Genomic DNA, 24,332 nt, shown 5'->3' with positions numbered 1-24,332 from the left:
CGTCACGACACGGGACGCGTCAGCACGTACAGCACCCGCAGCATCACCACTCCCGACAGCCCCAGCAGGCTGTACCCGATCAGTCCGTAGAGCGTGAGGCCCTCGTCGACGCGGGGGCCTCCGTCCGTTCCCAGCAGCAGCACACCCGTCAGACCGAAGAAGACGCCCACCACGGTCAGCAGGAAGCGGCCGACCAGCTCGGTGACGACCCGGCGGTCCCGCGCGTCGGCGAACAGCCGCACGTTCACCCCGAGGCGGCCCTCCTCCAGCGCCCCGCCGATCCGGTCGATCCGGCGCGGCAGCCGCCGCAGCACCGGCAGCGCGGCGATCAGCTCGGCCCGTACCTGCTCACCCGCGCCGCCCAGCCGCAGCTGATCGGCGAGCCGCGCGGAGGCGTACGCACGCGAGGCGCGCAGGATGTCGAAGCCCGGCGCGATCCGCACCAGTGTCCCCTCCAGCGTGGCCAGCGCCCGGAACACCGCCGCGATCTCCGGCGGCACCGCCAGCCGGAACCCGGCCACCAGCCGGAACAGTTCGGTGAACATCGTGACGTCCGGTGCCCCGCCGTGTCCCAGATGCCGCGCGCTGAACTGCCCGAGCGCCCGCTGCAGCCGCTGCTCGTCGACGTCCTCGGGCCGCTCCGTGATCTCCAGGAGCGCATCGCACAGCGCCGCCGGATCCCCCTGTTCCACGGCGAGGAACAGTCCGGCCAGCGCGTCCCGCAGCCCCGCGTCCAGACGCCCCACGGAACCGAAGTCCAGCAGCGCGGGACGCCCGTCGGGCTGCAGCAGGATGTTGCCCGGATGCGGATCGGCGTGGAAGATCCCGTCCAGCATGATCTGGTTGAGCAGCGCCGTCAGCAGCGTGTCGGCGAGCTTGTCGCCCTGTCCCGCGTCCCCGGGGCGCTCCTTGCCGAGCGGGACGCCCGGCAGCCGGCTCATCACGAGGACGGTGGCGCTGCTCCACTCCTCGTACAGCCTGGGCAGCGCCACGCTGTCGTCGCCGCGTGCCGCGCTCGCCCGGCGCACCGCCGCGAGGTTGCGCGCCTCCACCCGGAAGTCCAGCTCCTCGCGCAGCGCCGTCGAGAACCCCTCGGCCAGCTCGACCAGGCCGAGCGAACGGCCCCAGCCGGTCCGCCGGGACAGCGACACCGCCATCCGCCCCACGATGTCCAGGTCCCGCTCCACGACCTCGGTGATCCCGGGCCTGCGCACCTTCACCACGACCTCGGTGCCGTCCTTGAGGACCGCCGCGTGCGCCTGCGCGATGGACGCCGCGGCGAGCGGTTCCCGGTCGAAGGAGGCGAACACCTCGTCCATCGGCCGTCCGATCCCCTCGCGCACCTGCTCCTCGACCTCGGACCAGGGCGCGGGCGGCACCCGGTCCTGGAGCCGGCTCAGCTCCTCGACGTACGGCTCGGTGAGCAGATCACGCCGGGTCGACAGCACCTGGCCGAGCTTGACGAAGGTGGTGCCGCCCGCCTGGAGCGCCTGGCGCAGCTCGACGGCGAGCACTGTGGCGGAGGCGCGCTGCGGGTCCTTGCGGCCGCGCAGGTACGGGCCCAGGCCGTGCCGGCCCAGGATGCGCGCCACCTCCGAGTAGCGCCGCATGCGGTGGTAGCGGGCGCGCAGCGACGTCAGCAGGTCCAGGGGGCGCAGTCCGCCGTCGGGCGCCAGCCGGTCCACGACCACCAGCACCAGCATCGCCGTCAGCAGCGAGACCCCCGCCATCACCGGCAGCAGGACCGGCTGTCCGTCCTCGTTCTGCAGCCGCGGCCCGATCAGTCCGCCCGCCACCGCGATCCCGAGGCACCCCGCGAACACCGTCCGCAACGGGCCGGCCTGCACCCCGAGGAGCCGTCTGCCGATCACGGCGGGAAGGGCGAGGACGACGACACCGGCCAGTACACCCATGAGCCACATGCGGGGCATTCTCTCGGGCCGCGCTTGATTATCGCCTGGGTCACGGCCCCGGCCCGGCCCCGGGGGTTTTCCCGGACGGGTCCAGGACGGCAAGGTGGAGCGTCCGCATCCCCGGTACGCCTGAGGGAAGTACGCATGACAACCTCTGCCGGCGCGGTGGAGCGGCCCGTACGGCCGTTGCATCTGTGGTCGCTGCGTGAGGACGTGGCGGTCCACGTCGCCCCCGGAGAACTGACCCTGACCGCCGACGGCGTGACCGTCCGCCTCGACCACCCCGAGCCGATCGTCGTGGAGACCGTGCGCCGCATGGAGCTGGGCCCGGTCCTGCTCGCCAACGCGCACGGCCCGGCGAACGGCGGCCCCGCCGGCGAGGCCGACGTCCTCGCCCGGGTGCTGCCCGCGCTGCGCCGCTGCGCCACGCTGGTGGTGCGTACTCTGGGCCTGGACGACCTGGGCGGCCCGCTGCTGTCGGTGACACCGGTCGGTGACGTCGTCCTGTCCGCCACGGTGCCGCCCGCCGAGGGGCGCTTGCGGATGGCGCTCGGCCTCGTCCTGGTCTTCCGCCGCTCCTCGGTCCTGCTGGAGGCCGACTGGGCGAACTACCGCGTGGAGATCCACCGCCCCGAGGTGATGTGGGTGGTGGGTCTGCTGGCCTGGCCGACCACGGCCGACACCCTGTGCGCGTCGGTGGCGCTGCCCGCCGAGGTCACCCGCGGCATCCTGGCCTACCTGCAGGCAGCCGAGTTCGTCGCCGCGGTGCCCGACTGAGGCACCGCGGCGCCCCGTTCACAGCAGCCAGCCCGCCTCGCGGGCGATGCGGATGGCGTCGACGCGGTTGCGGCCCTGGAGTTTGGCCACCGAGGTGCTCAGGTAGTTGCGCACCGTGCCCACCGACAGGTGCAACTGGTCGGCGATCTCCGCCGCCTCGTTGCCCTGCGCGGCCAACTGCAGCACCTCGGTCTCCCGTTGGGTCAGCGGGCTGTCCGCGCCGCCCCAGGCCGCGAGTGCCAGCTCCGAGTCGATCACCCGCTGGTTCGCGGCCACCTTCCGGATGCCCTGCGCGAGTTCGCTCGGCGGGGCGTCCTTCAGGAGGTAGCCCGACACCTGCGCGGCCATCGCCCGGCGCAGCGTTCCCGGCCGGTCCAGGCTGGTCAGGATCAGCGTCTTGCAGGACGGCATCCGCTCGTGCAGCAGCGCCGCCGCGGACAGACCGTCCAGGACCGGCAGGTCGATGTCGATGACCGCCACGTCCGGCTTGTGCTCACGCGCCGCCGCCAGGATCTCGTCGCCGCGCTCCACACTCGCGACGACCTCCATGTCGTGCTCCAGGCTGAGCAGCGCTATCAGCGCACCTCTCACCATGTGCATGTCTTCGGCCAGCAACAGACGGATCACGCCTACCCCCTCTGCGGCAGGGCGCTGTCCCCTCGTCAGTCCCTCCCTGCCCTGGCAGAGACGATACAATCAGCCGCGCAATCAAGGGGGTTGCCTTTCGAAGCGCCCCGGGGGAGGACCACCGGGAACTTCGCGCCGTCCTCCTCCCGCCGCGCCCCCGAGGGCCACCGGGGCGCCGTCGCCGTGACCCGGAACTCCCGTTCGCCGTCCTCGCCGCGCGGCCCGTCCACCGTCAGCCGCCCGCCGATCGCGTCCAGCCGCCGCCGCAGGTTCCCGAGGCCGCTGCCGCTGTCACCGGCCCGGTCGGAATGATCGCGTATCACCCCGTCGTTGCGGACCACGAGCCGTACGGTGCCGCCGTCGGCGCCTTCCACGGACGCGCGCACCGTGCACCGGGACGCCTTGCTGTGCCGCAGCAGGTTCGTGATGCTCTCGCGCAGCACCGTCGCGAGGACCGTGTCGGTCTCCTGGGAGACCTGCTCCGCCTCCGGCGCGAGATCGAGCGTCACGTCGATCCCCGCCGCCGTGAGCACCGAACGGGCCGAGGACAGCTCGGCCTTGAGGGACATGTCGCGGTAGCCGCGTGCCACCCGCCGTACGTCGGAGAGCGCCTGCCGCGAGATCGACAGCACCTCCTCGACCTCACGGCTCGCCCGCTCGCTGTGCAGGGGGATGAGCCGGTGGATCAGCTCGGCCTTCAGGACGACCGCGGACAGGCTGAAGCCCAGCAGGTCGTGCAGGTCCCGGGAGAGCCGCGTCCGCTCCAGCATCACCGCCGCGCGCGCCGTCTCCGCCCGCGCGGCGTGCACCTCGTCGACGAGCGACGACAGCCGGGAGACGCCGTACAGCACGAGCCCGGCCAGCAGCGTGCTCTGGCAGATGTAGAACATCTCGACGGCGGGCAGCCCCTCGGCGGCCACCGGGATCACCATGGACAGGCCCACGGCCCCGTACAGCGCCCAGCCCCACCGGCCAGGCACCAGCAACAGCATGGAGCCGGCCAGGAAACCGGCCATCGAGCCCCACAGGACGCCGAAGAAGAGCAGCGGCAGGTAGGTGACCAGGGCCTGCACCGTGAGCGAGAGGGCGCGCGCCCACCACGGGGTGAGCGGCGCGCGCCGCCCCGAGTGGTACCACTGCAGTGCGCCCGCCAGCAGGATGGTGGCGCAGCTCAGCGCGGTCACCAGGGGCGAGGGGTCCTGGCCGATCAGGTTGATGATGTTGATTCCGGTGTAACTGGCCAATGTCGCAAGGAAGATGGCCTTCGGTAACCGCGGTACGGGGAACCCGGCTGCCGAACGGCCGGACGTACGCGCCTCGTCTTCGTGCGGGGAGCTGTGCGACATCCGGTGGGAGCTCCTTCTCCGCTGCGGGTGGGAGGGGAGCGGCCATTTTAAGCGGCAAAGGCACAGTAAAGTAACGGTATGCCGTGAGGCGGAAAAGCCCCGTGCGGCCTCCGGGTCCCGCCGTGACGGCGACCCGGGGCGTCGGCGCGGTACCGGGACCACGGGGCCGCGGTACCGCACCGGTGGAAGGGGCCGGCACGCCGGTCCGGGGAACCGCCGACGCGGAATGCCGGCCCGGTGGGCGGTCACACGAACAACGGAACCGGGTTGAGCTCCGTGTACGGCACCGGTTCCGCCCTGCGTCCCAGCGCCACCGGCACGTCGTAGAGCCGGCCGGGCGCGAAACGCGCCCAGAAGTGACGCAGCCCGGGAACGACGACCTTGACGACCGGCACCCCGATGTCCGGCCGGGTCTGGTCGAGGACGAAGGCCTCCAGCCCCGCCCCCGCCAACGCGTCCGTCACCGCGCGCACTTCGTCGAGCAGGCCGGCACGGGGCGTGTACGGCCAGGACGAGGGGGTGCGCCGCGCCAGGCACGGGTCGGCGCGCAGATACGGCTGGTTCTCCACGGTCGCCTTCGTCCACCAGGCCAGGGCTTCCGGATCGTGCACCCGGTAGCCCCCGCCGCTCCGGCCCACGTCCGCCACGGCCGGCAGCAGCTGGCCCAGCTCCGTGAGCGCGCGCCGCAGCGCGATCCGCGGATCGGAATGCGCGCCGAAGCCGAACACGATGTCCTGCTCGGGCTTGTCGGTACGGGCCGAGAGCGCCGCCACCACCGGGATCCCCAGGTCGGAGGTGAGGTCCAGCGCCCACACCTCGCGCCCGATGCTCCGGTGCCCCTGCCGCAGCCGCTCGATGTACGGCTCGTCGAACGCGTCGAGCCGGATCCCGGGCTGGCTGGTGCGGTTGTACCACCACAGCGCCACGGCGTCCCGCTCGATCAGCTCGTACAGCCCCTGGAGCACGGCGTCCTCCAGGCTCGCCCCCGCCGCGTTCCCGTTCGAGTCGGCGACCGGCTCGTGCGGGGCGGTCGTGGCCGAGGTGTAGTAGAGCATGCTCGTCGGCAGCAGCCGGTGCCCGCCGCCGGTCAGCGGCCACACCGGGCTCCAGTCGACCACCGCGTTCTCGTCGAACCGCTCCGGCACCAGGGAGAACGGCGAGCGGCGCGCGTTCCACCGCTCCCGCTCGGCGAACTGCCGGTCGTGGAAGAGCTGGCAGTCGTTCGGATGCAGCGCGACCCCGCCCAGCGCCCGGTAGGAGTCGCGCACCACGGGCTCGTCGCCCTGCCGGCTCGCGCTGTGCCGCTCCACCGCCTCGCACAGCGCCCCGACCCGGGCCTCCTCGGCGGTCAGCCCCTTGCCGCCGCTGAGCGCCCGCAGTCCGGCGCTCAGCCCGGCCAGCGTCTCCGACGCCATCGCGAGATTGGCACCGGACACGTAGGACTGGGTGAACCCGGGCGCCCCGCGGCTGCGCCGGATCTCCTTGACGATCCCGGTGACCGGCCCCACCAGATGCCCGTACCGCTCCAGCATCCGGGCGGGGGACAGGGCGCGGTGCCCGCCGCCCGCGTCCTTTGTGGTCCGGCGCCGGCTGCGCAGCACGACGGGCTGCCAGCCGCGCACGGTGACCAGCGAGGGGTCACCGCAGTCCGGGCACTGCGGCCGGCGGCGCACCGGGTGGACCGCGGTGCGTGTCGACACCGTGTCGACGGTGACCACCGCGTCCTGCTCCGGCAGACGCAGCCCCGCCAGCCACTTCGCGGCCGTCAGCGCCGCCAGGTGCAGCCCGATGGCCCGCCCGGCCGCAAGACCGGCCCCCGGCCGGGGCACGGGGCGGTCGAGCCGCAGCGCCCGCTGCACCGCCGACTCGGCCCGCCGGTGCCCGCGCACCCGCTCGGCCAGACAGCTCCAGCAGGCCCCGCCCGCCGCCTCGTCCCCGTCACCGGACGCCCCGCCCGGCGGTCCGCCGGACCCGGGCCGGCGGAAGACCGGCCCGATCCACAGCTCGGGCCCGTCCACCCGTACCGGGAGCCAGGGGACGCCCTCGCGGCGGTGCCGGGCGTCCACCTCGCGCAGCGCGGGGCTGAGGTAGTCGTCGCACAGCACCAGGGAGATCTCGGCCGGCCCCTCGGCGGGGCCGACCCGCAGGCCCGCCGCCCGGCAGGCCTCCCGCAGCCCGGCCCCGGCGCGCGGGGCGCCGTCGGGCGCCAGCACCCGCACGACGGCCCGCGCCACCCGGTCCGAGGCCCGCACCCCGTCGAGCCCGGCCAGCTCCCAGTACGCCTCGGCGGCGCGCCGCGCGGGGGACACCCGGGCCTCGGCGGCGGGCCTGATGCGCAGCAGGCCCGCATCGGCCAGCACCGCCAGCGCGTCACCGACCTCCTCCGCGCTGAGCGAGGACGCCGCGGCCTGTGCCACGTCGCGTGGCGTCAACGTCCCGTCGAGCAGCGGCACCAGCACCTCGGCCGACGCCCCGCGCAGGGCCGTCACGCCATGGTGCGACACCAGGCAGGCCCCCTCGCCCGGCAGCACGGCGGGCCACAGATGACTCTTGAATCCGACGAACCCCGCACCGTCGCCGGGGTGCCCGGTGCCGCGGCGGCCGTCGGGTCCGCCCGGGCCGGCCGGTTCCGCGCCCTCCGAAAGGCGCACCCCCTGGCTCCGGAGCCCCTCACGTCCCCCGCTTCCCCCGTGTCCCCGTCCCCCCACGGCGCTCACGCCTGGTGTATCCCGCCGCTCAGCGGCGCACCGGCGACGGCCTTCAGGTTCGCGTAGCAGACGGTGAACAGGGCCGCGTGCTCGTCCGATCCGTCGAGCCGCTCGACGACCAGCCCGGAGCGGGCGGCAGGAACCTCGTGCACAGCGGTGACGGTGATCTCGGTCATGTGGTTCACGGCGAATGCCTTTCTCGGTCCGTACCGGCGGTCCTTTTGACGCCCCGCATTCTTGCCCCGCCCCGCCGCCCCGCCACAGTGCTGGTTTCACGTCCGGACGATGACGGATTCACAGTCCCGGCCGGGACACGGCCACTGGCCCCGCGCGCGCCGCGCTGCGACGCTCGGGACTTCACGGAAAGACAGGAGGCACAGCATGCGCATCCGTGTCCTGGGCTCGTTCGAGGCCGAACTGAACGGCTCCTCGGTGCTTCCCACGGCAGGCAAGCCGCGCCAGATCCTCGCGCTCCTCGTGCTGCACAGCGAGCAGGTCCTCCCGGTCTCCGCCCTCATGGAGGAGATCTGGATGGCCGAGCCGCCGCGCAGCGCGCTCACCACCCTGCAGACGTACATCCTGCAGATCCGCCGCTGCATCGACGCCGCGCTCGGCCCCGGCTCCCCCGTGGGCGCCAAGGACCTGCTGCTCACCCGGCACGGCGGCTACCTGCTGCGCGTGGACCCGGGCAGCGTCGACCTCCACGAGTACGAACGGCTGCGCGCCCAGGGCCGCCAGGCCATGGAGGAGGGCGATGACGCCCTGGCCGCCCGCAGCTTCCGCGCCGCGCTCGGCCTGTGGCGCGGACCGGCCCTGTCCGACGTACGCTGCGGCCCGCTGCTGTCCGTGGAGACGATGCACATGGAGGAGAGCCGCCTCGGCCTCCTGGAGCAGTGCATCGACGCCGAGCTGCGCCTGGGCCGGCACGCCGAACTGCTGGCCGAGCTCAGCACCCTGACGGCGCACCACCCCCTCCACGAGGGACTGCACGCCCTGTCGATGGTGGCGTACTACCGGGCCGGCCGCCCCTCCTCGGCCCTCGACGTCTACCGCAGGCTGCGCACCAACCTCATCGGCGAACTGGGCATCGAGCCCTCCCCGCGCCTGCGCCGCCTGCACCAGGCCGTCCTCGGCGGCGACCCGGTCCTCCAGGGCACGAGCGCCGTCCCCGTCCCGCAGCCCGCCCCGGCCGGCCGCTGACCACCGGCCGCTGGCGGGGAAGCACCCGCCGCGAAGCACCCCGTGGCAGGAGGGGCCGCGGGTCCGGCCGGGAGTCCTGTCAGCTTTCGTAGTGGTAGCGGCACTGTGCGATCAGAACGCCGCCCACGACCACCCCCGTACATCAGGCGGGGCGAAGAGGGAGCGGGCTCAGGACCGCAGGCGCTGCAGTCGGCCGGCCGCCTCGTGCAGAACGTCGTCCTGCTTGCAGAAGGCGAACCGGACCTGGCTGCGGCCCGTCTCCTTGCCGTCGTAGAAGACGGAGTTGGGAACAGCCACCACGCCGCACCGCGCCGGGAGCGAACGGCAGAACGCGAGGGCGTCCTGTTCGCCGAGCCCGGCCACGTCGGTCGTGATGAAGTACGTGCCCTGAGGACGGTAGACCTCGAAGCCCGCCGCGGTCAGGCCCTCGGAGAGGATCTCGCGCTTGGCGGCCAGACCGGCGCGGAAGCCGGTGAAGTAGCTGTCGGGCAGGCGCAGGGCCTCGGCGATCGCGTACTGGAACGGGCCCGCGGAGACGTAGGTCAGGAACTGCTTGGCCGTGCGGACCGCTGCGACGAGGGGGGCGGCGGCGGTGATCCAGCCGACCTTCCACCCGGTGAACGAGAAGGTCTTCCCGCAGGAGGAGAGGGAGATCGTGCGTTCGCGCATGCCGGGCAGGGAGATGAGCGGGATGTGCTCGCCGTCGAAGACCAGGTGCTCGTAGACCTCGTCCGTGACCACGAGCAGGTCCCGCTCGACCGCCAGCTCCGCGATGGCGGCGAGCTCGTCGCGGGTGAGGACCATGCCGGTCGGGTTGTGCGGGGAGTTGAGGAGCAGCAGGCGGGTGCGGTCGGTGATCGCGTCGCGCAGGACGTCGAGGTCGGGGCGGAAGTCGGGAGCGTGCAGGGTGAGCGGGACGCGGCGGGCGCCGGCCATGGCGATGGTCGCGGCGTAGGAGTCGTAGTACGGCTCGAAGGCGATGACCTCGTCGCCGGGTTCGAGGAGGGCGAGCATCGTGGCCGCGATGGCCTCGGTGGCTCCGGCGGTGACCAGGACCTCGGTGTCGGGGTCGAAGGCCAGGCCGTAGAAGCGCTGCTGGTGCTCGGCGACGGCGGCGCGGAGTTCGGGCACGCCGGGGCCCGGCGGGTACTGGTTGCCGCGGCCGTCGCGCAGGGCCCGTACGGCCGCCTCCCGGATCTCCTCGGGGCCGTCGGTGTCCGGGAAGCCCTGTCCGAGGTTGATCGCCCCGGTCCGCACCGCGAGCGCCGACATCTCGGCGAAGACCGTCGTCCCGAACTCCGCGAGCCGTCGGTTGAGGAGGGGGCGTGCGCTGGAGGTCATGGCGGCCATCCTGCTCCGAAGCTCTGGAGTTCCTCAACTCTGCTTTGGGGCGCGGCGGGCGGGGGCATCCCCCGTTCACGCAACGAGCTTCACGGAAAGCGGGGCGCCCGACGGGGGGTTGCTTCGGGGGAACTTCCGGGCGCGGGCCCGGGGGAATCGGAAGGAGGGTGACGCCATGCTTCTCGGCATCATCCTGATCGTGATCGTCGTCCTGGCCGCCGGGGGGCTCGCCCTGGGCAGGCGGAGCACAGCGCGCACGGGCCGGACGCGCGCGCGAAGCGGCGGCTTTGGATCGTCGGGCGGGAACCACGACAGCGGCGGCAGCAACAGCAGCTGGTGGGCCGGCGGGGGAGACGGCGGCTCGTCCTGTGACGGCGGCTCGTCCGGCGGCGGGTCGTCCTGCGGCGGGGGCGGATGCGGTGGAGGCAGCTGACACGGGGCGGCTGAGCTCCTGACAGGGGGAACCGCATCCCCTGGGCCGGGGCCCGTACACGGGTCCGGGCCCCGGCCCCCGCCGAGAGCGCCCACCGGGAGACACGCCCGGTGGGCGCTCCCGCGTGCCGGCGCGTGTCCGGCGCGTGTCCAGGGGGCGGGGCGCGCGTTGTGGTTGAACAGGTGAGCTGTTGAGTCCCCCAAGGGATGGAAACGGTATGAAGTTGGGTAAAAAAGCTGTGGCGGAACCCCTGTTCATGATTCGCTCTTCCTCATCGACGCAGCTCCCCGGGCGGCCTGTTGACCCCCCTCCTGACCGGCCGGAAGGGCTGACCGGGCCGCATCCCCGGCAGTGACCGGGGCGTGCACGCCCTCCCCTTCCTCTCCATGTGTGCTTGCGGAGCCGATCCATGCTCACGACCCTGAACACCGCCTACACCGACACGCGCGCCGCCGACCTGGCCTGGGCCCTGGGGCGCGAACCGCTGCCCGCGCTGGCCAGCCTCGACCTCGAACTCTCGGGAGTGAAACTGCAGTTGCGGCTGCTCGGCGCCTCCCACCAAGTCCTGCTGGAGGAGGAGCGGGGCGTCTGCTCGGAGACGGTCGCGTGCATCCCGGGCAGCAGCACCCCCCTCCCTCTGGGCGTGGCCAAGCGGGTGGGGGACTGGGAGTACGAGTTCGCCGCCCGCGTGGAGCTGCTCACCCCGGGCTCCTTCGCGGGCCGGGCCCAGGAGCTGCTGGCCCTGGTCGCCGACCATCCGCACGGGCTGGCCGGTGTCTTCCCCGGCAGCCCGAACGCCTTCACCGCGCTGCTCGCCCGGTGGCACGAGGGCCAGGTGCAGTGGCGGACCTGGCACGCCTATCCGCAGGAGGGCCGGCTCGTCGCGACGCGGTCCCGGGTCGGCGTCCGGGTGCCGGTGCCGCAGCTGAGCCCGTCCGGGGTGTGACGCGGATAAACCCACGACGGCCCTCGTGACGAAAGTTCACACATGTGGGTGACGAAGCGCGAGGGACGAGTGACGTAACGTCACTGCGTGATCGAACCGCACGCCCCCGCCCCGCCCGGCACACCGCCGTCCCGGGAGCGCGACCCGGGCGGACCCGACGGGGCGGACGGCACCGCCGGCCCGGGCGGAGCGGGCGGCTTCGGCGGAGCGGACGGTTCCGGCGGAGCGGACGGCCGGGGCGGACCCGGTGCGGCGGTCCGGCTGCCCGTCCGGCCCGGCACCGGACGTCTCCTGGTCCTCGCGGGTGTCTTCGTCTGCGCGGCCTGCGGGCTCGTCTACGAGCTGGAACTCGTCGCCCTCGCCTCGTACCTGATCGGTGACTCCGTCACCCAGACGTCCGTCGTCCTGTCCGTCATGGTCTTCGCCATGGGCATCGGCTCGCTCGCCGCCAAGCGGCTGCGCCGGTTCGCCGCGGCCGGCTTCGGCGCGGTCGAGGCCGCCCTCGCCCTCGTCGGCGGCTCCAGCGCCATGGCGCTGTACGCGGTCTTCGCCTGGACCGGCGGCTGGGGCGGCATGTGGTCCGACGGGCCGCGCGTCCTCCTGGTCGTCTTCTCGCTCGTCATCGGCCTGCTGATCGGCGCCGAGGTGCCGCTGCTGATGGAGCTGATCCAGCGCATCCGCCGGCAGGACGCGGGCGGCGCCGTCGCCGACCTGTTCGCCGCGGACTACGTCGGCGCCCTCGTCGGCGGCCTGGCCTTCCCCTTCGTCCTGCTGCCCTTCCTCGGCCAGCTGACCGGCGCGCTGCTCACCGGCACCGTCAACGCGGCCGTCGGCGCCGCCCTGGTGCTCGGCCTGTTCCGGCGGGACATGACCCGCCGGGCCCGCCGGCTGCTGCTGGCCGCCAACGCCGTCGTGCTGGCCCTCCTCGCCTCGGCGACCGTCCTCGCCGACGACTTCGAACGCGCCGCCCGCCACGCGATCTACGGCCGGGACGTCCGCGTGGCCGTACGGACCGGCGTGCAGGAGGTGGTCCTCACCGGCGGCACCGACGGCCGGTCGCTGCGCCTCTTCCTGGACGGCCGGCTGCGGGCCGGCGGCGGCGACGGACGCCGGTACCACGAGGCCCTGGTGCATCCGGCCATGACCGGGCCGCACGCGCGCGTGCTGATCCTCGGCGGCGGTGACGGCCTCGCCGCGCGCGAGGTGCTGCGCCACCCGGGCGTACGCCGCCTCGACGTCGTCGCCCCCGACCCGGGGCTGGTCCGGCTGGCCCGGCACGATCCCGGCCTGTCCGCGCTGAACGAGCACGCCTACGGCGACCCGCGCCTCGACGTCACCACGGGGGACGCCTTCCGCCGGCTGCGCTCGACGCCCGCCGGCACCTACGACGTGGTGATCGCGGACCTGCCCGGTCCGGACGACACCGCCGGCCCGAAGCTGTACTCCCAGGAGTTCTACGGCCTGCTGCGGCGGGTGCTCGCCCCCGGCGGGCGGCTGGCCGTGCACGCCGGTCCGGTCACCGCCCGGCCCCGGGACTTCTGGACCGTCGACGCCACACTGCGCGCGGCCGGCCTGCGGACCGTCGCCTACCGCGCCACCGGCCGTGACACCGGCCGAGACGCCGGCCACCATGACACCGGCTCCACCGCGGGACCCGGTCGCGCGGCCGGTGTCTCCCGTGCGGCCCGGGACTGGGGCTTCCTCCTCGCCGCCCGCACGCCCCCCGCCCTGCGCCTCGATCCGGCGGGCCCCCGTCCCCGCGCCCTCACCCAGCGTTCCCTGACGCAGAGCGCCCGCTCCACCGCCCGCACCCACGTGCCCGGCCTGCCGCCCTCGACGCTGGTGCATCCGCGGTAGCGCACCGGCGCGATGCCGGCCCCGGCCCCGGTGCCCCGCCCCACCGTCGGCGTGGGGCGGGGCCGTCGGCGTCACCCCCCCCGGGGTGCGATCCCGCGCGGTGGCCCGCCCCTCCCCCAGGCCGGGACGGACCGCCGCTCCCCCTGCGGATCGTTCGCACCGAGAACCTATGGCCGTCCCGCCCGCCCCGGTATCCCGCGAAGGGTTGATCCGGATCCACACCCACCGCGGTAGACACCGCGGGTCTGCAACTTCCGCGGTACGGCAGAAGGATGACGCCGATGCCCGGCGGGCGGCCTTACCCTGCGGCAATGCGCCTGCACCCCCTGGCGGCCGACGGCCTGATCGCCGCGGCGCTGACGACCGTCGCCGTCCTGCTCGGCACCGAGGCCGTCGCCCAGGGGTGGCCCGCGCTCGACCCGCTCGGCTGGACGCTCGCCGCCCTGGTGAACCTGCCGCTCGCCCTGCGCACCCGCGCCCCCGTCGCCGTCTGCCTCGTCTCGCACGGCTGCTGGGCCCTCTACATCGCCCTCGGGTACTGGCCCGTGGTCGGCTCCTTCGGCCCCATGCTCGCCGTCTACACCGTGGCCTCCCTGCGCCCCACCCGTCTCGCCGCCGCCTCGGCCGCCCTGCTCGCCGGTGTCTGGACCGGCGCCGGGATCGTCAGCGGCGCCGACGCCATGGCCTCCGTCGTCGGCCAGGCCGTGGGCTTCCCGCTCGTCCTGTGGCGGTTCGGGTACGTCGCCCGCAGGACCGGCGACCTCACCCGGCAGCTCCGCGCCGAACAGGAGGAACGGGCCCGGCGCGAGGTGGCCGAGGAACGGGTGCGGATCGCCCGCGAGCTGCACGACGTGGTCGCCCACCACATCGCCGTCATCAACGTCCAGGCCGGCCTCGCCCGGTTCGTCTTCCACTCCGACGCCCCCACCGCGCGCGACGCCCTCGACGCCATCGAGGGCGCCAGCGGCGAGGCCCTCGCCGAACTGCGCAGGATGCTGGGCCTGCTGCGCGCGGACGGGGTGCAGGGCGCGGACGGCGCCCCGGCGCCGGGACTCGACCAGCTCGGCGACATGGTGACCCGGGTGCGCGCCGGCGGCCTCGCCGTCGGCCTGCGGGTCACCGGCGAGCCGCGCCCGCTGCCGCCCGGGGTGCAGCTGTGCCTGTACCGGGTGGTCCAGGAGGCCCTGACCAACGTCATCAAACACGCGCCGGGCGCGCACGCCGCCGTCGAACTCGCCTACCGCGCGGGCGAGGTGACGGTGACGGTCACCGACGACGGACCCGGTGGCGCACGGCACGAGGGGACCGATCCGGACACAGTCCCCCCGCGCGGCGGCCACGGCTTGATCGGCATGCGCGAGCGCGCCAAGCTCTACGGCGGGACGATCGTCGTCGGCCCGCGCAGGGAGGGGGGATTCGGCGTGCGCCTGACCCTGCCGACGCCGGTACAGACCGCACGCCGGGGAGACCCTGTCCGGGAATGACCGACGCAGACCACCCGCCCCGCCACCCGTCCTCCCACCCGGCCGGACCGACGCCCGGCTCCCCGCCCGGCCCCTCGCCCCACGGCCCGGCCGGCCCTCCCGTCAGGCTGCTCGTCGTCGACGACCAGTTCCTCGTCCGCACCGGACTGGCCACGCTGCTGCGCGCCGCCCCCGGCATGGAGGTCGTCGGCGAGGCGTCCGACGGGGCCCAGGCGGTGGCGCTGGCCGCCGCGACCAGGCCGGACGTCGTCCTGATGGACATCCGCATGCCCGGCATGACCGGCATCGAGGCCACCGAGCGGATCCTCGCCGAGGCCGTGGACCCCGCGCCCCGCGTCCTCGTCCTGACCACCTTCGACCTCGACGAGTACGTGTACGGCGCCCTGCGCGCCGGCGCCTCCGGATTCCTGCTGAAGGACGCCGGCCCGGAACGGCTGCTGGCCGCGATCACCGCGGTGCACGGCGGGGACGCGCTGTTCGCCCCCGCGGTCACCCGGCGCCTGGTGGAGGCGTACACCCGGATGCCGGGCCCTTCGTCCCCGGGGCCTGCGGAGACCGGGCCGCCGCCCGCGCTGGCGGCGCTGACCACCCGGGAGGCCGAGGTCCTCGGGCTGGTGGCCCGCGGCCTGAGCAACGCGGAGGCCGCCGAACGCCTGTTCATCAGCGAGGCCACGGTGAAGACCCACCTCAACCGCACCATGGCCAAGCTGGGCCTGACCAGCAGGGCCCAGGCGGTGGTGCTGGCGTACGAGACGGGACTGGTGACGCCGGGCGGCGGATGACTTCGGACCGACGGGGGGTGCCCGGGGCGCCCGCTGGGTAGGCTGCGCTGACATGGAGCATGAGGTGTTCGTTCCGGTTCCGGCCGAGCGGCTCAGGGAGGCGCTGTCCGACCCCGTCCGGGTCGCGCAGGCGGTCCCGGGGCTCCAGCGGGACGCCGGCGCCGAGCCCGTCGCGGGACGGCTGAGGGTGCGCGTCGGCGGCAACTCCATCACGTACCGCGGCTCACTGCGCCTGTCCGCGCGCGACGACGGGACGTACGCCGTCGAGGGCGACGCCGCCGAGTCGCGCGGCGCGGGCACGGTCGTGCTCGCCCTCACGCTGCGCGTGCGGGAGGACGGCGGCGGCTCCACCCTCGCCTTCACCGGTACGGCCGAGGCGGACGGACGCGTCAAGGAGCTGCCCTCGGACGCGGTGGCCTCGGCCATGGTCCGGCTGCTCACCCGGTTCGCGGAGAACCTGGGCGCGGCGGCGGCCGAGGACGGGCCGCAGGTCCCGGACGGGCCCTCGCAGGAGGGACCCTCGGAGGAGCCCGCGGCGCCCGCCCCCCGCCCCTCCGTCTTCGACACCGAGGTCCCGCCCTCCTCCCTCGACCCCTCCGCCGACGACGAGGACGACGGTCAGGAGGAGACGGGGCAGGAAGCGGACCGGGAGAAGACGAAGGGCCACGAGGACGACGACGGGAAGCACTCCACGGAAACCCTCCGCCCCACCGCCGAGACCCCGAAAGCCCCTGAGACCCCGAAAGCCCCCGGGCCCCCGGACGCCCCCGGGCCTCCCGCCGAGGCGGCGCACGCGCGCCGCACGATGATCGGCCGCAGCGCCGAGGAGGTGGACCACGCCCCGCCGCGCGGCCGGTACGCGCCCGTCCCCCCGCCCCAGACGGGCGTGTCCGGTTCCTCCCTGCGCTGGGCCGCCCCGGCGGCGGCTCTGGTCGTGGCCTCGGCGATCCTGGCCGGCCGCGCCCTGCGCAGGCGCCGCTGAGCCACGAGGGCCCCACGGCGGGCGCCCGCCCCCGTCGCCGCCCCAGTAGGGTCGTGACGTGAGCAACGAACCCATCACGCTGACCGCGGGTGACGCGGAGGCGACCGTGCTGCCGGGCAACGGCGGCCGGATCGGCGGGCTGCGCATCGGCGGCACGGAACTGCTCCGCCAGGGCGAGCGCTACGGCTGCTTCCCGATGGTCCCCTGGTGCGGACGGATCCGCGAGGGCCGCTTCCGGGACGGCGCCGCCGTCCATCAGATGCCGCTCAACTCCCCGCCGCACGCCATCCACGGCACCGCCCGCGACGCCGCCTGGCGCACCGCCCGCGCCACCGCCGGCGAGGCCGTCCTCACCTACGACCTCACCGACCCCTGGCCCTACCCCGGCCGGGTCACGCAGGTGATCGCGCTCGCCGAGGACTCCCTGACGCTGACCATGTCCGTGGAGACGTACGAGTCCTCCTTCCCGGCGCAGCTCGGCTGGCACCCGTGGTTCCAGCGGACCCTCGACGGGGCGTCCGTGGAGATCGCCTTCGACGCCGCCTGGCAGGAGGAGCGCGGCGAGGACCACCTGCCCACCGGCAACCGCACCGACCCGAAGCCGGGCCCCTGGGACGACTGCTTCGGCATGCCCGACGGCGTCGACGTCACCCTCACCTGGCCCGGCCGGCTGGAGCTGAGGGTGACCAGCCCGGAGCAGTGGGCCGTCATCTACGACGAGCAGGAGACCGCCGTCTGCGTCGAGCCGCAGACCGGGCCGCCCGACGGGCTGAACACCCTCCCGCGCCTGGTCACGCCGCTGGAGCCGCTGGAGGCCACCACGACCTGGAGCTGGCGACGGCTTTAAGCTGGCGTACATGACGACGGACGTACGCGCGGCGCTGCTGCAGCAGATCAAGGACAAGGCCGTGGTGCACGGCAAGGTGACCCTCTCCTCGGGTCTCGAGGCCGACTACTACGTCGACCTGCGCCGCATCACGCTCGACGGCGAGGCCGCGCCGCTGGTCGGACAGGTGCTGCTCGACCTGACCGCCGACCTCGACTTCGACGCGGTGGGCGGCCTGACCATGGGCGCCGACCCGGTCGCCGCGAGCATGCTGCACGCCGCCGCCGCCCGCGGCAGGCGCCTGGACGCGTTCGTCGTCCGCAAGGCCGCCAAGGCGCACGGGCTGCAGCGCCGCGTCGAGGGCCCGGACATCGCGGGCCGCCGCGTCCTGGTCGTCGAGGACACCTCCACCACCGGCGGCTCCCCGCTCACCGCCGTCGAGGCCGTGCGCGAGGCCGGCGCCGAGGTCGTGGCCGTGGCGACGATCGTCGACCGGGCGACGGGCGCCGCCGAGAAGATCCAGGAGGGCGCCGGGGTGCCGTACCGGTACGCGTTCGGCAAGGACGAGCTGGGCCTGGACTGAGGCCCCGCCGGGGCGGGACCGGGGCGCACTCGGACTATCCCGCTCCTTCTGGAAGGATGGGGCCGACGATGACGTCGCCCCCATGGTCTAGGTCAGGGCCGTAAGCACGTACCACGCCCACCCGCACATACAAGGAGCGGACAGATGCCCATCGCAACTCCCGAGGTCTACAACGAGATGCTGGACCGGGCGAAGGCAGGCGGGTTCGCCTACCCGGCCATCAACGTGACGTCCTCCCAGACGCTGCACGCGGCCCTGCGCGGTTTCGCCGAGGCGGAGAGCGACGGCATCATCCAGATCTCCACCGGCGGCGCCGAGTTCCTGGGCGGCCAGCACAACAAGGACATGGTGACCGGCGCCGTCGCCCTCGCCGAGTTCGCGCACATCGTCGCCGAGAAGTACGACGTCACCGTCGCGCTGCACACCGACCACTGCCCGAAGGACAAGCTCGACGGGTACGTGCGTCCGCTGCTCGCGGTCTCCGAGGAGCGCGTCAAGGCCGGCCGCAACCCGCTGTTCCAGTCCCACATGTGGGACGGTTCCGCCGAGACGCTGGCCGACAACCTCTCCATCGCCACCGAGCTGCTGGAGCGCGCCCGCGCCGCGAAGATCGTCCTCGAGGTCGAGATCACCCCGACCGGCGGCGAGGAGGACGGCGTCTCCCACGAGATCAACGACTCCCTCTACACCACCGTCGACGACGCGATCCGCACCGCCGAGGCCCTGGGCCTGGGCGAGAAGGGCCGCTACCTGCTCGCCGCCTCCTTCGGCAACGTGCACGGCGTCTACAAGCCGGGCAACGTGGTGCTCCGCCCCGAGCTGCTCAAGGAGCTGAACGAGGGCGTCGCCGCCAAGTACGGCCGGCCGGCCGGCTCCAAGCCGTTCGACTTCGTCTTCCACGGCGGCTCCGGCTCCTCCGCCGAGGAGATCGCGACCGCCCTGGAGAACGGCGTGGTCAAGATGAACATCGACACGGACACCCAGTACGCCTTCACGCGTCCGGTCGCCGACCACATGTTCCGCAACTACGACGGCGTCCTGAAGGTCGACGGCGAGGTCGGCAACAAGAAGACCTACGACCCGCGCACCTGGGGCAAGCTGGCCGAGGCCGGCATGGCCGCGCGCGTCGTCGAGGCCTGCGGCCACCTGCGCTCGGCGGGCCAGAGGATCAAGTAACGGCCGCGCACGCGCGACGGGCCCGGCACCCCCATAAGGGGGTGCCGGGCCCGTTGCGCGTCTGCGGTGACCGTTACGGCTTCAGCTCGGCGTACGCCTCTTCGCTGCTGTCCTTGAGGAACTGGCGGCAGCGCTCCGCCTCGTCCTTCTCGCCGATCTCGCCGGCGGCGCGGGCGAGGGCGGCGAGGCAGCGCAGGAAGCCGCGGTTGGCGCGGTGCTCCCAGGGGACGGGGCCGTGCCCCTTCCAGCCGGCCCGGCGCAGGGCGTCCAGGCCGCGGTGGTAGCCGGTGCGCGCGTACGCGTACGACTCGATCACCCGCCCGGCCGCGAACGCCTCCTCGGCGAGCACGGCCCAGGCGAGCGAGAACGTGGGGTGCTCCGCCGCGACCTCGGCCGGTGGCCGGGACTCCTCGTCCAGCAGGCGGTACGCCTCCTCGTTCTCCGGCAGGTACGTCGGGTCCGGGCCGCCCAGCAGATTCTTGTGCGTCGTCATGCACGCAGTCTGCCACCTGCGCGCCGCCGCCCGGCGGGGCCGGCCGGGAGGGGCGTGACGGGCGGGGCTTGCGGATTCCTGGGAGCATTGCGGAGGATGCCGTCGGGGACCGGGGCCCCGTGCCGGTAACGGCAGGGCGGACCGCTACCCGAAGTGCACCTCAGGAGACAGCGATGTCCCACGAAGCCCCGAATCTCGACTTCGAGGGCAGCACGCCGTACGAGGACTACGTCAAGGCGGACGTGCTCACCCATCTCCAGCACACCCTCTCCGACGATCCCGGAGAGATGGTCTTCCTGGTCACGACCCAGGTCATGGAGCTGTGGTTCACCGTCATCGTCCACGAGTGGGAGACCGCGGCCCGCGCCCTGCGCGAGGACCGCGTCCGGCCGGCCGTCGACGCGCTGAAGCGCTCGGTGCGGGAGCTGGAGGCCCTGAACGCCTCCTGGACGCCGCTGGCGGGCCTGACGCCCGCCCAGTTCAACTCCTACCGGGGCGCCCTCGGCGAGGGCTCCGGCTTCCAGTCGGCGATGTACCGGCGGCTGGAGTTCCTGCTCGGCGAGAAGTCCGCGTCCATGCTCGTCCCGCACCGCGGCACCCCGCGCGTCCACGCCGAGCTGGAGAAGGCGCTGCACGAGCCGAGCCTGTACGACGAGGTGGTCCGGCTGCTCGCCCGGCGCGGGTACGGCATCCCCGACGCCGTGCTGCGGCGCGACGTCACCCGGAAGTACGAACCGGCGCCCGAGGTGGAGGCCGCCTGGGCGGCCGTCTACTCCGGCGACCAGAACGGCGAGCTGGTCCGTCTCGGCGAGGCCCTCACCGACGTCGCCGAGCTGGTGTGGCGCTGGCGCAACGACCACCTGGTCGCCACCCGCCGCGCGATGGGCGCCAAGGCCGGCACCGGCGGCTCCGCCGGGGTGGCCTGGCTGGAGAAGCGGGCCCGCGGCACCGTGTTCCCCGAGCTGTGGACGGCGAGGTCCCATGTCTGAGCCGAGGTCCCATGTCTGAGCCGAGGTGCCATGTCTGAGCTGATGAGCGAGGCGAAGGAGCTGGACGCCGCCGACGGGCTGGCCGCGGTGCGCGAGCGGTTCGTCCTCGACGACGTGACCTACCTGGACGGCAACTCGCTGGGCGCCCTCCCGGCGCACGTCCCCGGGCGCGTGGCGGACGTCGTCCGGCGCCAGTGGGGCGAGCTGCGCATCCGGTCCTGGGAGGAGAGCGGCTGGTGGACCGCGCCCGAGCGGGTCGGCGACCGCATCGCCCCGCTGGTCGGCGCGGCGGCCGGGCAGATCGTCGTGGGCGACTCCACGAGCGTGAACGTCTTCAAGGCCCTGGTGGCGGCGGTGCGGATGGCGGCGCAGGACGGTCCGGGACGGGACGAGATCCTCGTCGACGCCACCACCTTCCCCACCGACGGGTACATCGCCGGGTCCGCGGCCCGCATGACGGGGTGCACGCTGCGGGCCGTCGCCCCGGCCGAGGTGCCCTCGGCGCTGGGCGGGCGCACCGCGGCCGTCCTCCTCAACCACGTCGACTACCGCACCGGCCGGCTGCACGACCTGCCCGGGCTCACGGCCGCCGTGCACGCGGCGGGGGCGTACGCCGTGTGGGACCTGTGCCACAGCGCGGGCGCCCTGCCGGTCGGGCTCGACGAGCACGGCGTGGACCTCGCGGCCGGCTGCACCTACAAGTACCTCAACGGCGGCCCCGGCTCTCCCGCCTACCTGTACGTGCGCCGCGGCCTCCAGGAACGCTTCGACTCCCCGCTGCCCGGCTGGAACTCGCACGCCGAGCCCTTCGGCATGCGGCCGGAGTACGAGCCGGCGCCCGGTGCGCCGCGCGGCCGGGTCGGCACGCCGGACATCCTGTCCCTGCTCGCCCTGGAGGCGGCGCTGGACGTGTGGGACGGGGTGACGATCGAGGCGGTGCGCGCCAAGTCCCTCGCGCTGACCGACTTCTTCCTGCGCTGCGTCGGGGAGTACGTCCCCGAGGGGCGGGTCGAGTCCGTCACCCCGGCCGCGCACGCCGAGCGGGGGAGCCAGGTCGCGCTGCGCTGTTCCCCCGCTCTCGGCTCCGCTCGAGCGGGAGGGACCCCCATCGCGGCCGATGTCATGAAGCGGCTGATCGGGCGCGGCGTGGTCGGCGACTTCCGGGCGCCCGACATCCTGCGCTTCGGCTTCACCCCGCTGTACGTCGGTTTCGCGGACGTGGAGCGGGCGGCGCGGGTACTGGCGGAGGTGCTCGCGGAGGCGTAGGCACAGGTGCCGGCCGTGCCGGGCCGGGGAACCGCGGCCGGGCTCCGGCGCGTGGACGCGGGCATGGACGACAAGGATCACCGGGCCCGGGGCTGCGTCGGATGCCTGGCCGCCCTGGCCGGCGCCTCGACCGCGCTGGTCGCCTGGGCGCCGCTCGCCCGCGTCAGCGTCACCGGCGGCTTCGAGCACCAGCACCGCGACCTGAGCGTGCTCTACGTCGACCTGCCGCTGGTCGCGCTCGGCGGTGCGCTGGTGCCGGTCGTGGCGTGGACGCTGGGCCTGCGTCTGCTGGGCGGCCGGGCGTGGGCGGCGGCGCTGGTGGCCGTGGCCGCGCTCGGGCTGGCGGTGTGGGGACTGACCGCCTGGTGGACGCCGTACGAACGGGACGGGTTCACGGGGCAGGCCCCCTCCGCGTACGGGGCGTCCGCCGGGCCGTCTGTCCCTCACCCTGCGTGACATCCCCGTGTCGGTGCACGTCACCGGCCTGATACCGTCCCGCCGACGGCCGATTTCCCCATCCCCCGGCCCGCCAACGCCGTGTCGTCGCTGAGAGGTTGGAGCATGCCGGACGCCCCCGCAGAACCGGGCACCGTCGCCGCGCGGAACGCCGCCGAGGAGGCCGCGGCCCTCTCCCGCCCGCCGGTCGCCCCCGACAGCACCGCCGCGTACGGCGACCACCCGGACCAGGTGATCGACTTCTACGTCCCGCGCGGCACGGCGGGCCCGGGCGGCGCCGCACCCGTCGTGGCGGTCCTGCACGGGGGCGCGTGGCGGGCGCCGTACGACCGGCGCCACGTCAGCCCGTTCGCGGCCTTCCTGGCCCGCCGGGGCTTCGCGGTGGCCAGTGTGGAGTACCGGCGGGGGACGGCGGACCCCTCGGTCGCCGGGCGCTGGCCCGACACCTTCGACGACGTGGCCGCCGCGCTGGACGCGCTGCCCGCGCTGGCCTCGCGGCACCTGCCGGGGGCCGACGCGGAACGCACGGTGCTCACCGGCCACTCGGCGGGCGGTCACCTCGCCCTGTGGGCCGCCGCCCGGCACGTCCTGCCCGCCGACGCGCCGTGGCGCCTGGCCGCCCCGCCGCCCCTGCGCGGGGTGGTCGCCCTCGCGTCGATCGCCGACTTCGAGTCCGCGGCCGAACTGGGCGTGTGCGGCGACGCCGCCCGCCAACTCCTCGGCGGGGAAGAGCACTTCGAAGCGCGACGGCCGTACGCCGACCCGGCCCTGCTGCTGCCCACCGGCATCGCGACCACCCTCGTCCAGGGGCGTGCCGACGCGGACGTCCCGCAGGTCCTCGCCGAGGCGTACGCCGACGCGGCGGCGCGGGCCGGTGAACTGGTGGGCGTGACGCTGCTGGAGGACGTCGGCCACTTCCCGCCGATCGACCCGGCGGCGGACGCCTGCGCGGTGGTGGCGGAGGAGATCGCCCAGCTGGCGTGGTGAGCGGCGGACACCCCCCGGGGGCGGCCCCGTCACCCTCGTAATACCTGAGAGCCACGGCGAGGGTGAGCTCTTCGGCGGGACGCCGGTCACCGGCCCCGGACCCTAACTTCCCTTCCAGGCGAGCCCGGTGAGCGGGCGAGCGGGAGGGGAGCGGACATGGGGCACGGCAGGGCGGTACGTCGTCGGCGGCGTTTCGGCGCGGTGCGCAGGGCGGCGACGGCCGCACTCGTCGCCGGCGCCGTGGCGTTCCCGCTCTCCGGTGCCGCACGGCCCGAGACTCCCGCCCCGCCTCCCGCCGCGCTCGCCGCGCCGACGGCGCACACGCTGACGGACGTGTACGCCGCCAACCGGGCCAACGCCGCCGAGGCGGCCGAGGCGGCCGGCGCCCACGGCGACCGGCACCGCGCGGAGGCGGACCGCTCGCTGGCCGGCCCGGCCCGGCAACTGCTCGCCTTCGACGGCCGGGGCGCCGGCCTGGTCACGGAGGTGTTCGGCGACCTGGCCCGCGCCGACCGCGTCGCCGTCCTGGTCCCCGGCTCCGACACGAGCCTCGACACCTACGGCCGGTTCCGCGCCGCCGCCCTCGCCCTGCACCGGCAGCTCACCGCCCGGGCCCCCGAGGGCACCCGCACGGCGGTCGTGGCCTGGCTCGGCTACGAGACGCCCGGCACCGTCAGCACCGCGGTCGCCACGACCGGCCGCGCCGACGAGGCCGCCCCGGAGCTGCGCGGTCTGGTCGGCACCCTGCGCGGCGTCCTCCGCCCCCGTGCGCGGATCGCCCTCCTGTGCCACTCCTACGGCTCGGTCGTCTGCGCCCGTGCCGCCGCCGGCCTGGACGTCGACGACATCGCCCTGGTCGGCAGCCCCGGCACCGGCGCCGACACCGCCGCGGGCCTGCGCGCACGCGCCCGGATCTGGGCGGCGCGGGGCGACGGCGACTGGGTGGAGGACGTCCCGCACGTCAGCGCCGGACTGTTCGGCACGACCGTCGGCTTCGGCACCGACCCGGTCTCCCCGGCCTTCGGCGCCCGGGTCTTCGACGCCGGCGCCGGCGGCCACAGCGACTACTTCGACGCCGGCTCCCTCTCCCTGACGAACCTGGCCCGGATCGCCCTGGGCGCGACCACGGAGGTGACCCGTGACTGACCCGACCCACGTGA

23 protein-coding genes are annotated in these 24,332 nt (G+C 74.6%); 16 read left to right on the top strand and 7 right to left on the bottom strand.

Annotated features, from left to right (window positions below):
* Positions 1 to 2: 2 nt before the first annotated feature.
* Positions 3 to 1,922 (bottom strand): AarF/UbiB family protein, encoded by a 1,920-nt coding sequence (locus ACFYOJ_RS08515; RefSeq protein WP_356551499.1) that lies wholly within the window; start codon positions 1,920 to 1,922, stop codon positions 3 to 5.
* 135 nt (positions 1,923 to 2,057) lie between these two features.
* Between ACFYOJ_RS08515 and ACFYOJ_RS08510 the strand changes: the two genes are divergently transcribed.
* On the top strand, positions 2,058 to 2,690 hold the full coding sequence (locus tag ACFYOJ_RS08510; RefSeq protein ID WP_356551497.1) for an NADH oxidase: 633 nt from the start codon (positions 2,058 to 2,060) through the stop codon (positions 2,688 to 2,690).
* An 18-nt stretch (positions 2,691 to 2,708) separates the two neighbouring features.
* Here ACFYOJ_RS08510 and ACFYOJ_RS08505 read toward each other — a convergent pair whose 3' ends face one another.
* The 4 genes from ACFYOJ_RS08505 to ACFYOJ_RS08490 form a co-directional block, all read right to left on the bottom strand.
* A complete protein-coding gene (locus ACFYOJ_RS08505; RefSeq protein WP_356551496.1) occupies positions 2,709 to 3,317 on the bottom strand; it encodes a response regulator transcription factor in 609 nt (202 codons plus the stop codon).
* 35 nt (positions 3,318 to 3,352) lie between these two features.
* Entirely contained in the window at positions 3,353 to 4,561 is a 1,209-nt protein-coding gene (locus tag ACFYOJ_RS08500; RefSeq protein ID WP_356551494.1) for a histidine kinase, read from the bottom strand.
* Between the two features lie 347 nt (positions 4,562 to 4,908).
* Positions 4,909 to 7,314 carry a TOMM precursor leader peptide-binding protein gene (locus ACFYOJ_RS08495; protein ID WP_356551493.1) on the bottom strand — a complete coding sequence of 802 codons (2,406 nt, stop codon included), beginning with the start codon at positions 7,312 to 7,314 and terminating at the stop codon, positions 4,909 to 4,911.
* Between the two features lie 62 nt (positions 7,315 to 7,376).
* Complete coding sequence (locus tag ACFYOJ_RS08490; RefSeq protein ID WP_356551492.1) at positions 7,377 to 7,556, bottom strand: hypothetical protein; 180 nt, start codon at positions 7,554 to 7,556, stop codon at positions 7,377 to 7,379.
* A gap of 196 nt (positions 7,557 to 7,752) precedes the next feature.
* Between ACFYOJ_RS08490 and ACFYOJ_RS08485 the strand changes: the two genes are divergently transcribed.
* Positions 7,753 to 8,571, top strand: a complete 819-nt coding sequence (locus ACFYOJ_RS08485; protein WP_356551490.1) for an AfsR/SARP family transcriptional regulator — start codon at positions 7,753 to 7,755, stop codon at positions 8,569 to 8,571.
* 168 nt (positions 8,572 to 8,739) lie between these two features.
* On the opposite strand, the gene ACFYOJ_RS08480 is transcribed toward ACFYOJ_RS08485, so the two are convergent.
* Complete coding sequence (locus ACFYOJ_RS08480) at positions 8,740 to 9,921, bottom strand: pyridoxal phosphate-dependent aminotransferase (protein WP_356551489.1); 1,182 nt, start codon at positions 9,919 to 9,921, stop codon at positions 8,740 to 8,742.
* A 166-nt stretch (positions 9,922 to 10,087) separates the two neighbouring features.
* On the opposite strand from ACFYOJ_RS08480, the gene ACFYOJ_RS08475 reads away from it, so the two are divergent.
* From ACFYOJ_RS08475 to fbaA, 9 genes are all read left to right on the top strand, one after another.
* On the top strand, positions 10,088 to 10,345 hold the full coding sequence (locus ACFYOJ_RS08475; RefSeq protein ID WP_356551487.1) for a hypothetical protein: 258 nt from the start codon (positions 10,088 to 10,090) through the stop codon (positions 10,343 to 10,345).
* Between the two features lie 409 nt (positions 10,346 to 10,754).
* Entirely contained in the window at positions 10,755 to 11,291 is a 537-nt protein-coding gene (locus ACFYOJ_RS08470; protein ID WP_356551485.1) for a DUF2617 family protein, read from the top strand.
* Positions 11,292 to 11,378: 87 nt separating this feature from the next.
* Complete coding sequence (locus ACFYOJ_RS08465; protein WP_388596359.1) at positions 11,379 to 13,148, top strand: polyamine aminopropyltransferase; 1,770 nt, start codon at positions 11,379 to 11,381, stop codon at positions 13,146 to 13,148.
* Positions 13,149 to 13,459: 311 nt separating this feature from the next.
* On the top strand, positions 13,460 to 14,632 hold the full coding sequence (locus ACFYOJ_RS08460; protein ID WP_356551483.1) for a sensor histidine kinase: 1,173 nt from the start codon (positions 13,460 to 13,462) through the stop codon (positions 14,630 to 14,632).
* A 107-nt stretch (positions 14,633 to 14,739) separates the two neighbouring features.
* Complete coding sequence (locus ACFYOJ_RS08455) at positions 14,740 to 15,414, top strand: response regulator transcription factor (RefSeq protein WP_356551564.1); 675 nt, start codon at positions 14,740 to 14,742, stop codon at positions 15,412 to 15,414.
* 52 nt (positions 15,415 to 15,466) lie between these two features.
* On the top strand, positions 15,467 to 16,396 hold the full coding sequence (locus ACFYOJ_RS08450; protein ID WP_356551481.1) for an SRPBCC domain-containing protein: 930 nt from the start codon (positions 15,467 to 15,469) through the stop codon (positions 16,394 to 16,396).
* A gap of 58 nt (positions 16,397 to 16,454) precedes the next feature.
* Positions 16,455 to 17,243, top strand: coding sequence for an aldose 1-epimerase (locus tag ACFYOJ_RS08445; RefSeq protein WP_356551479.1), 789 nt, complete (start codon positions 16,455 to 16,457; stop codon positions 17,241 to 17,243).
* Between the two features lie 10 nt (positions 17,244 to 17,253).
* The gene (pyrE, locus tag ACFYOJ_RS08440; RefSeq protein ID WP_356551477.1) at positions 17,254 to 17,805 is read left to right on the top strand and encodes an orotate phosphoribosyltransferase; all 552 of its coding nucleotides are present in this window, start codon (positions 17,254 to 17,256) and stop codon (positions 17,803 to 17,805) included.
* Positions 17,806 to 17,949: 144 nt separating this feature from the next.
* Positions 17,950 to 18,981, top strand: a complete 1,032-nt coding sequence (fbaA, locus tag ACFYOJ_RS08435) for a class II fructose-bisphosphate aldolase (protein ID WP_356551475.1) — start codon at positions 17,950 to 17,952, stop codon at positions 18,979 to 18,981.
* 73 nt (positions 18,982 to 19,054) lie between these two features.
* On the opposite strand, the gene ACFYOJ_RS08430 is transcribed toward fbaA, so the two are convergent.
* Positions 19,055 to 19,474: a DUF3151 domain-containing protein gene (locus ACFYOJ_RS08430; protein WP_356551474.1), complete on the bottom strand. Its 420-nt coding sequence runs from the start codon at positions 19,472 to 19,474 to the stop codon at positions 19,055 to 19,057.
* A 173-nt stretch (positions 19,475 to 19,647) separates the two neighbouring features.
* Between ACFYOJ_RS08430 and ACFYOJ_RS08425 the strand changes: the two genes are divergently transcribed.
* From ACFYOJ_RS08425 to ACFYOJ_RS08405, 5 genes are all read left to right on the top strand, one after another.
* Positions 19,648 to 20,463, top strand: a complete 816-nt coding sequence (locus ACFYOJ_RS08425; protein WP_356551473.1) for a tryptophan 2,3-dioxygenase family protein — start codon at positions 19,648 to 19,650, stop codon at positions 20,461 to 20,463.
* Positions 20,464 to 20,493: 30 nt separating this feature from the next.
* Positions 20,494 to 21,729: a kynureninase gene (gene kynU, locus ACFYOJ_RS08420; protein WP_356551471.1), complete on the top strand. Its 1,236-nt coding sequence runs from the start codon at positions 20,494 to 20,496 to the stop codon at positions 21,727 to 21,729.
* 63 nt (positions 21,730 to 21,792) lie between these two features.
* Positions 21,793 to 22,185 (top strand): hypothetical protein, encoded by a 393-nt coding sequence (locus ACFYOJ_RS08415; protein ID WP_356551470.1) that lies wholly within the window; start codon positions 21,793 to 21,795, stop codon positions 22,183 to 22,185.
* 105 nt (positions 22,186 to 22,290) lie between these two features.
* A complete protein-coding gene (locus tag ACFYOJ_RS08410) occupies positions 22,291 to 23,172 on the top strand; it encodes an alpha/beta hydrolase (protein ID WP_356551468.1) in 882 nt (293 codons plus the stop codon).
* Between the two features lie 156 nt (positions 23,173 to 23,328).
* Entirely contained in the window at positions 23,329 to 24,318 is a 990-nt protein-coding gene (locus tag ACFYOJ_RS08405) for an alpha/beta hydrolase (RefSeq protein WP_356551466.1), read from the top strand.
* Positions 24,319 to 24,332 lie beyond the last annotated feature (14 nt).

It is taken from the genome of Streptomyces sp. NPDC006384 (assembly GCF_042870695.1).
Lineage (GTDB): Bacteria > Actinomycetota > Actinomycetes > Streptomycetales > Streptomycetaceae > Streptomyces.
Note: the sequence above shows the minus strand (reverse complement) of the source record. Positions and strands in the feature narration are given on the sequence as shown.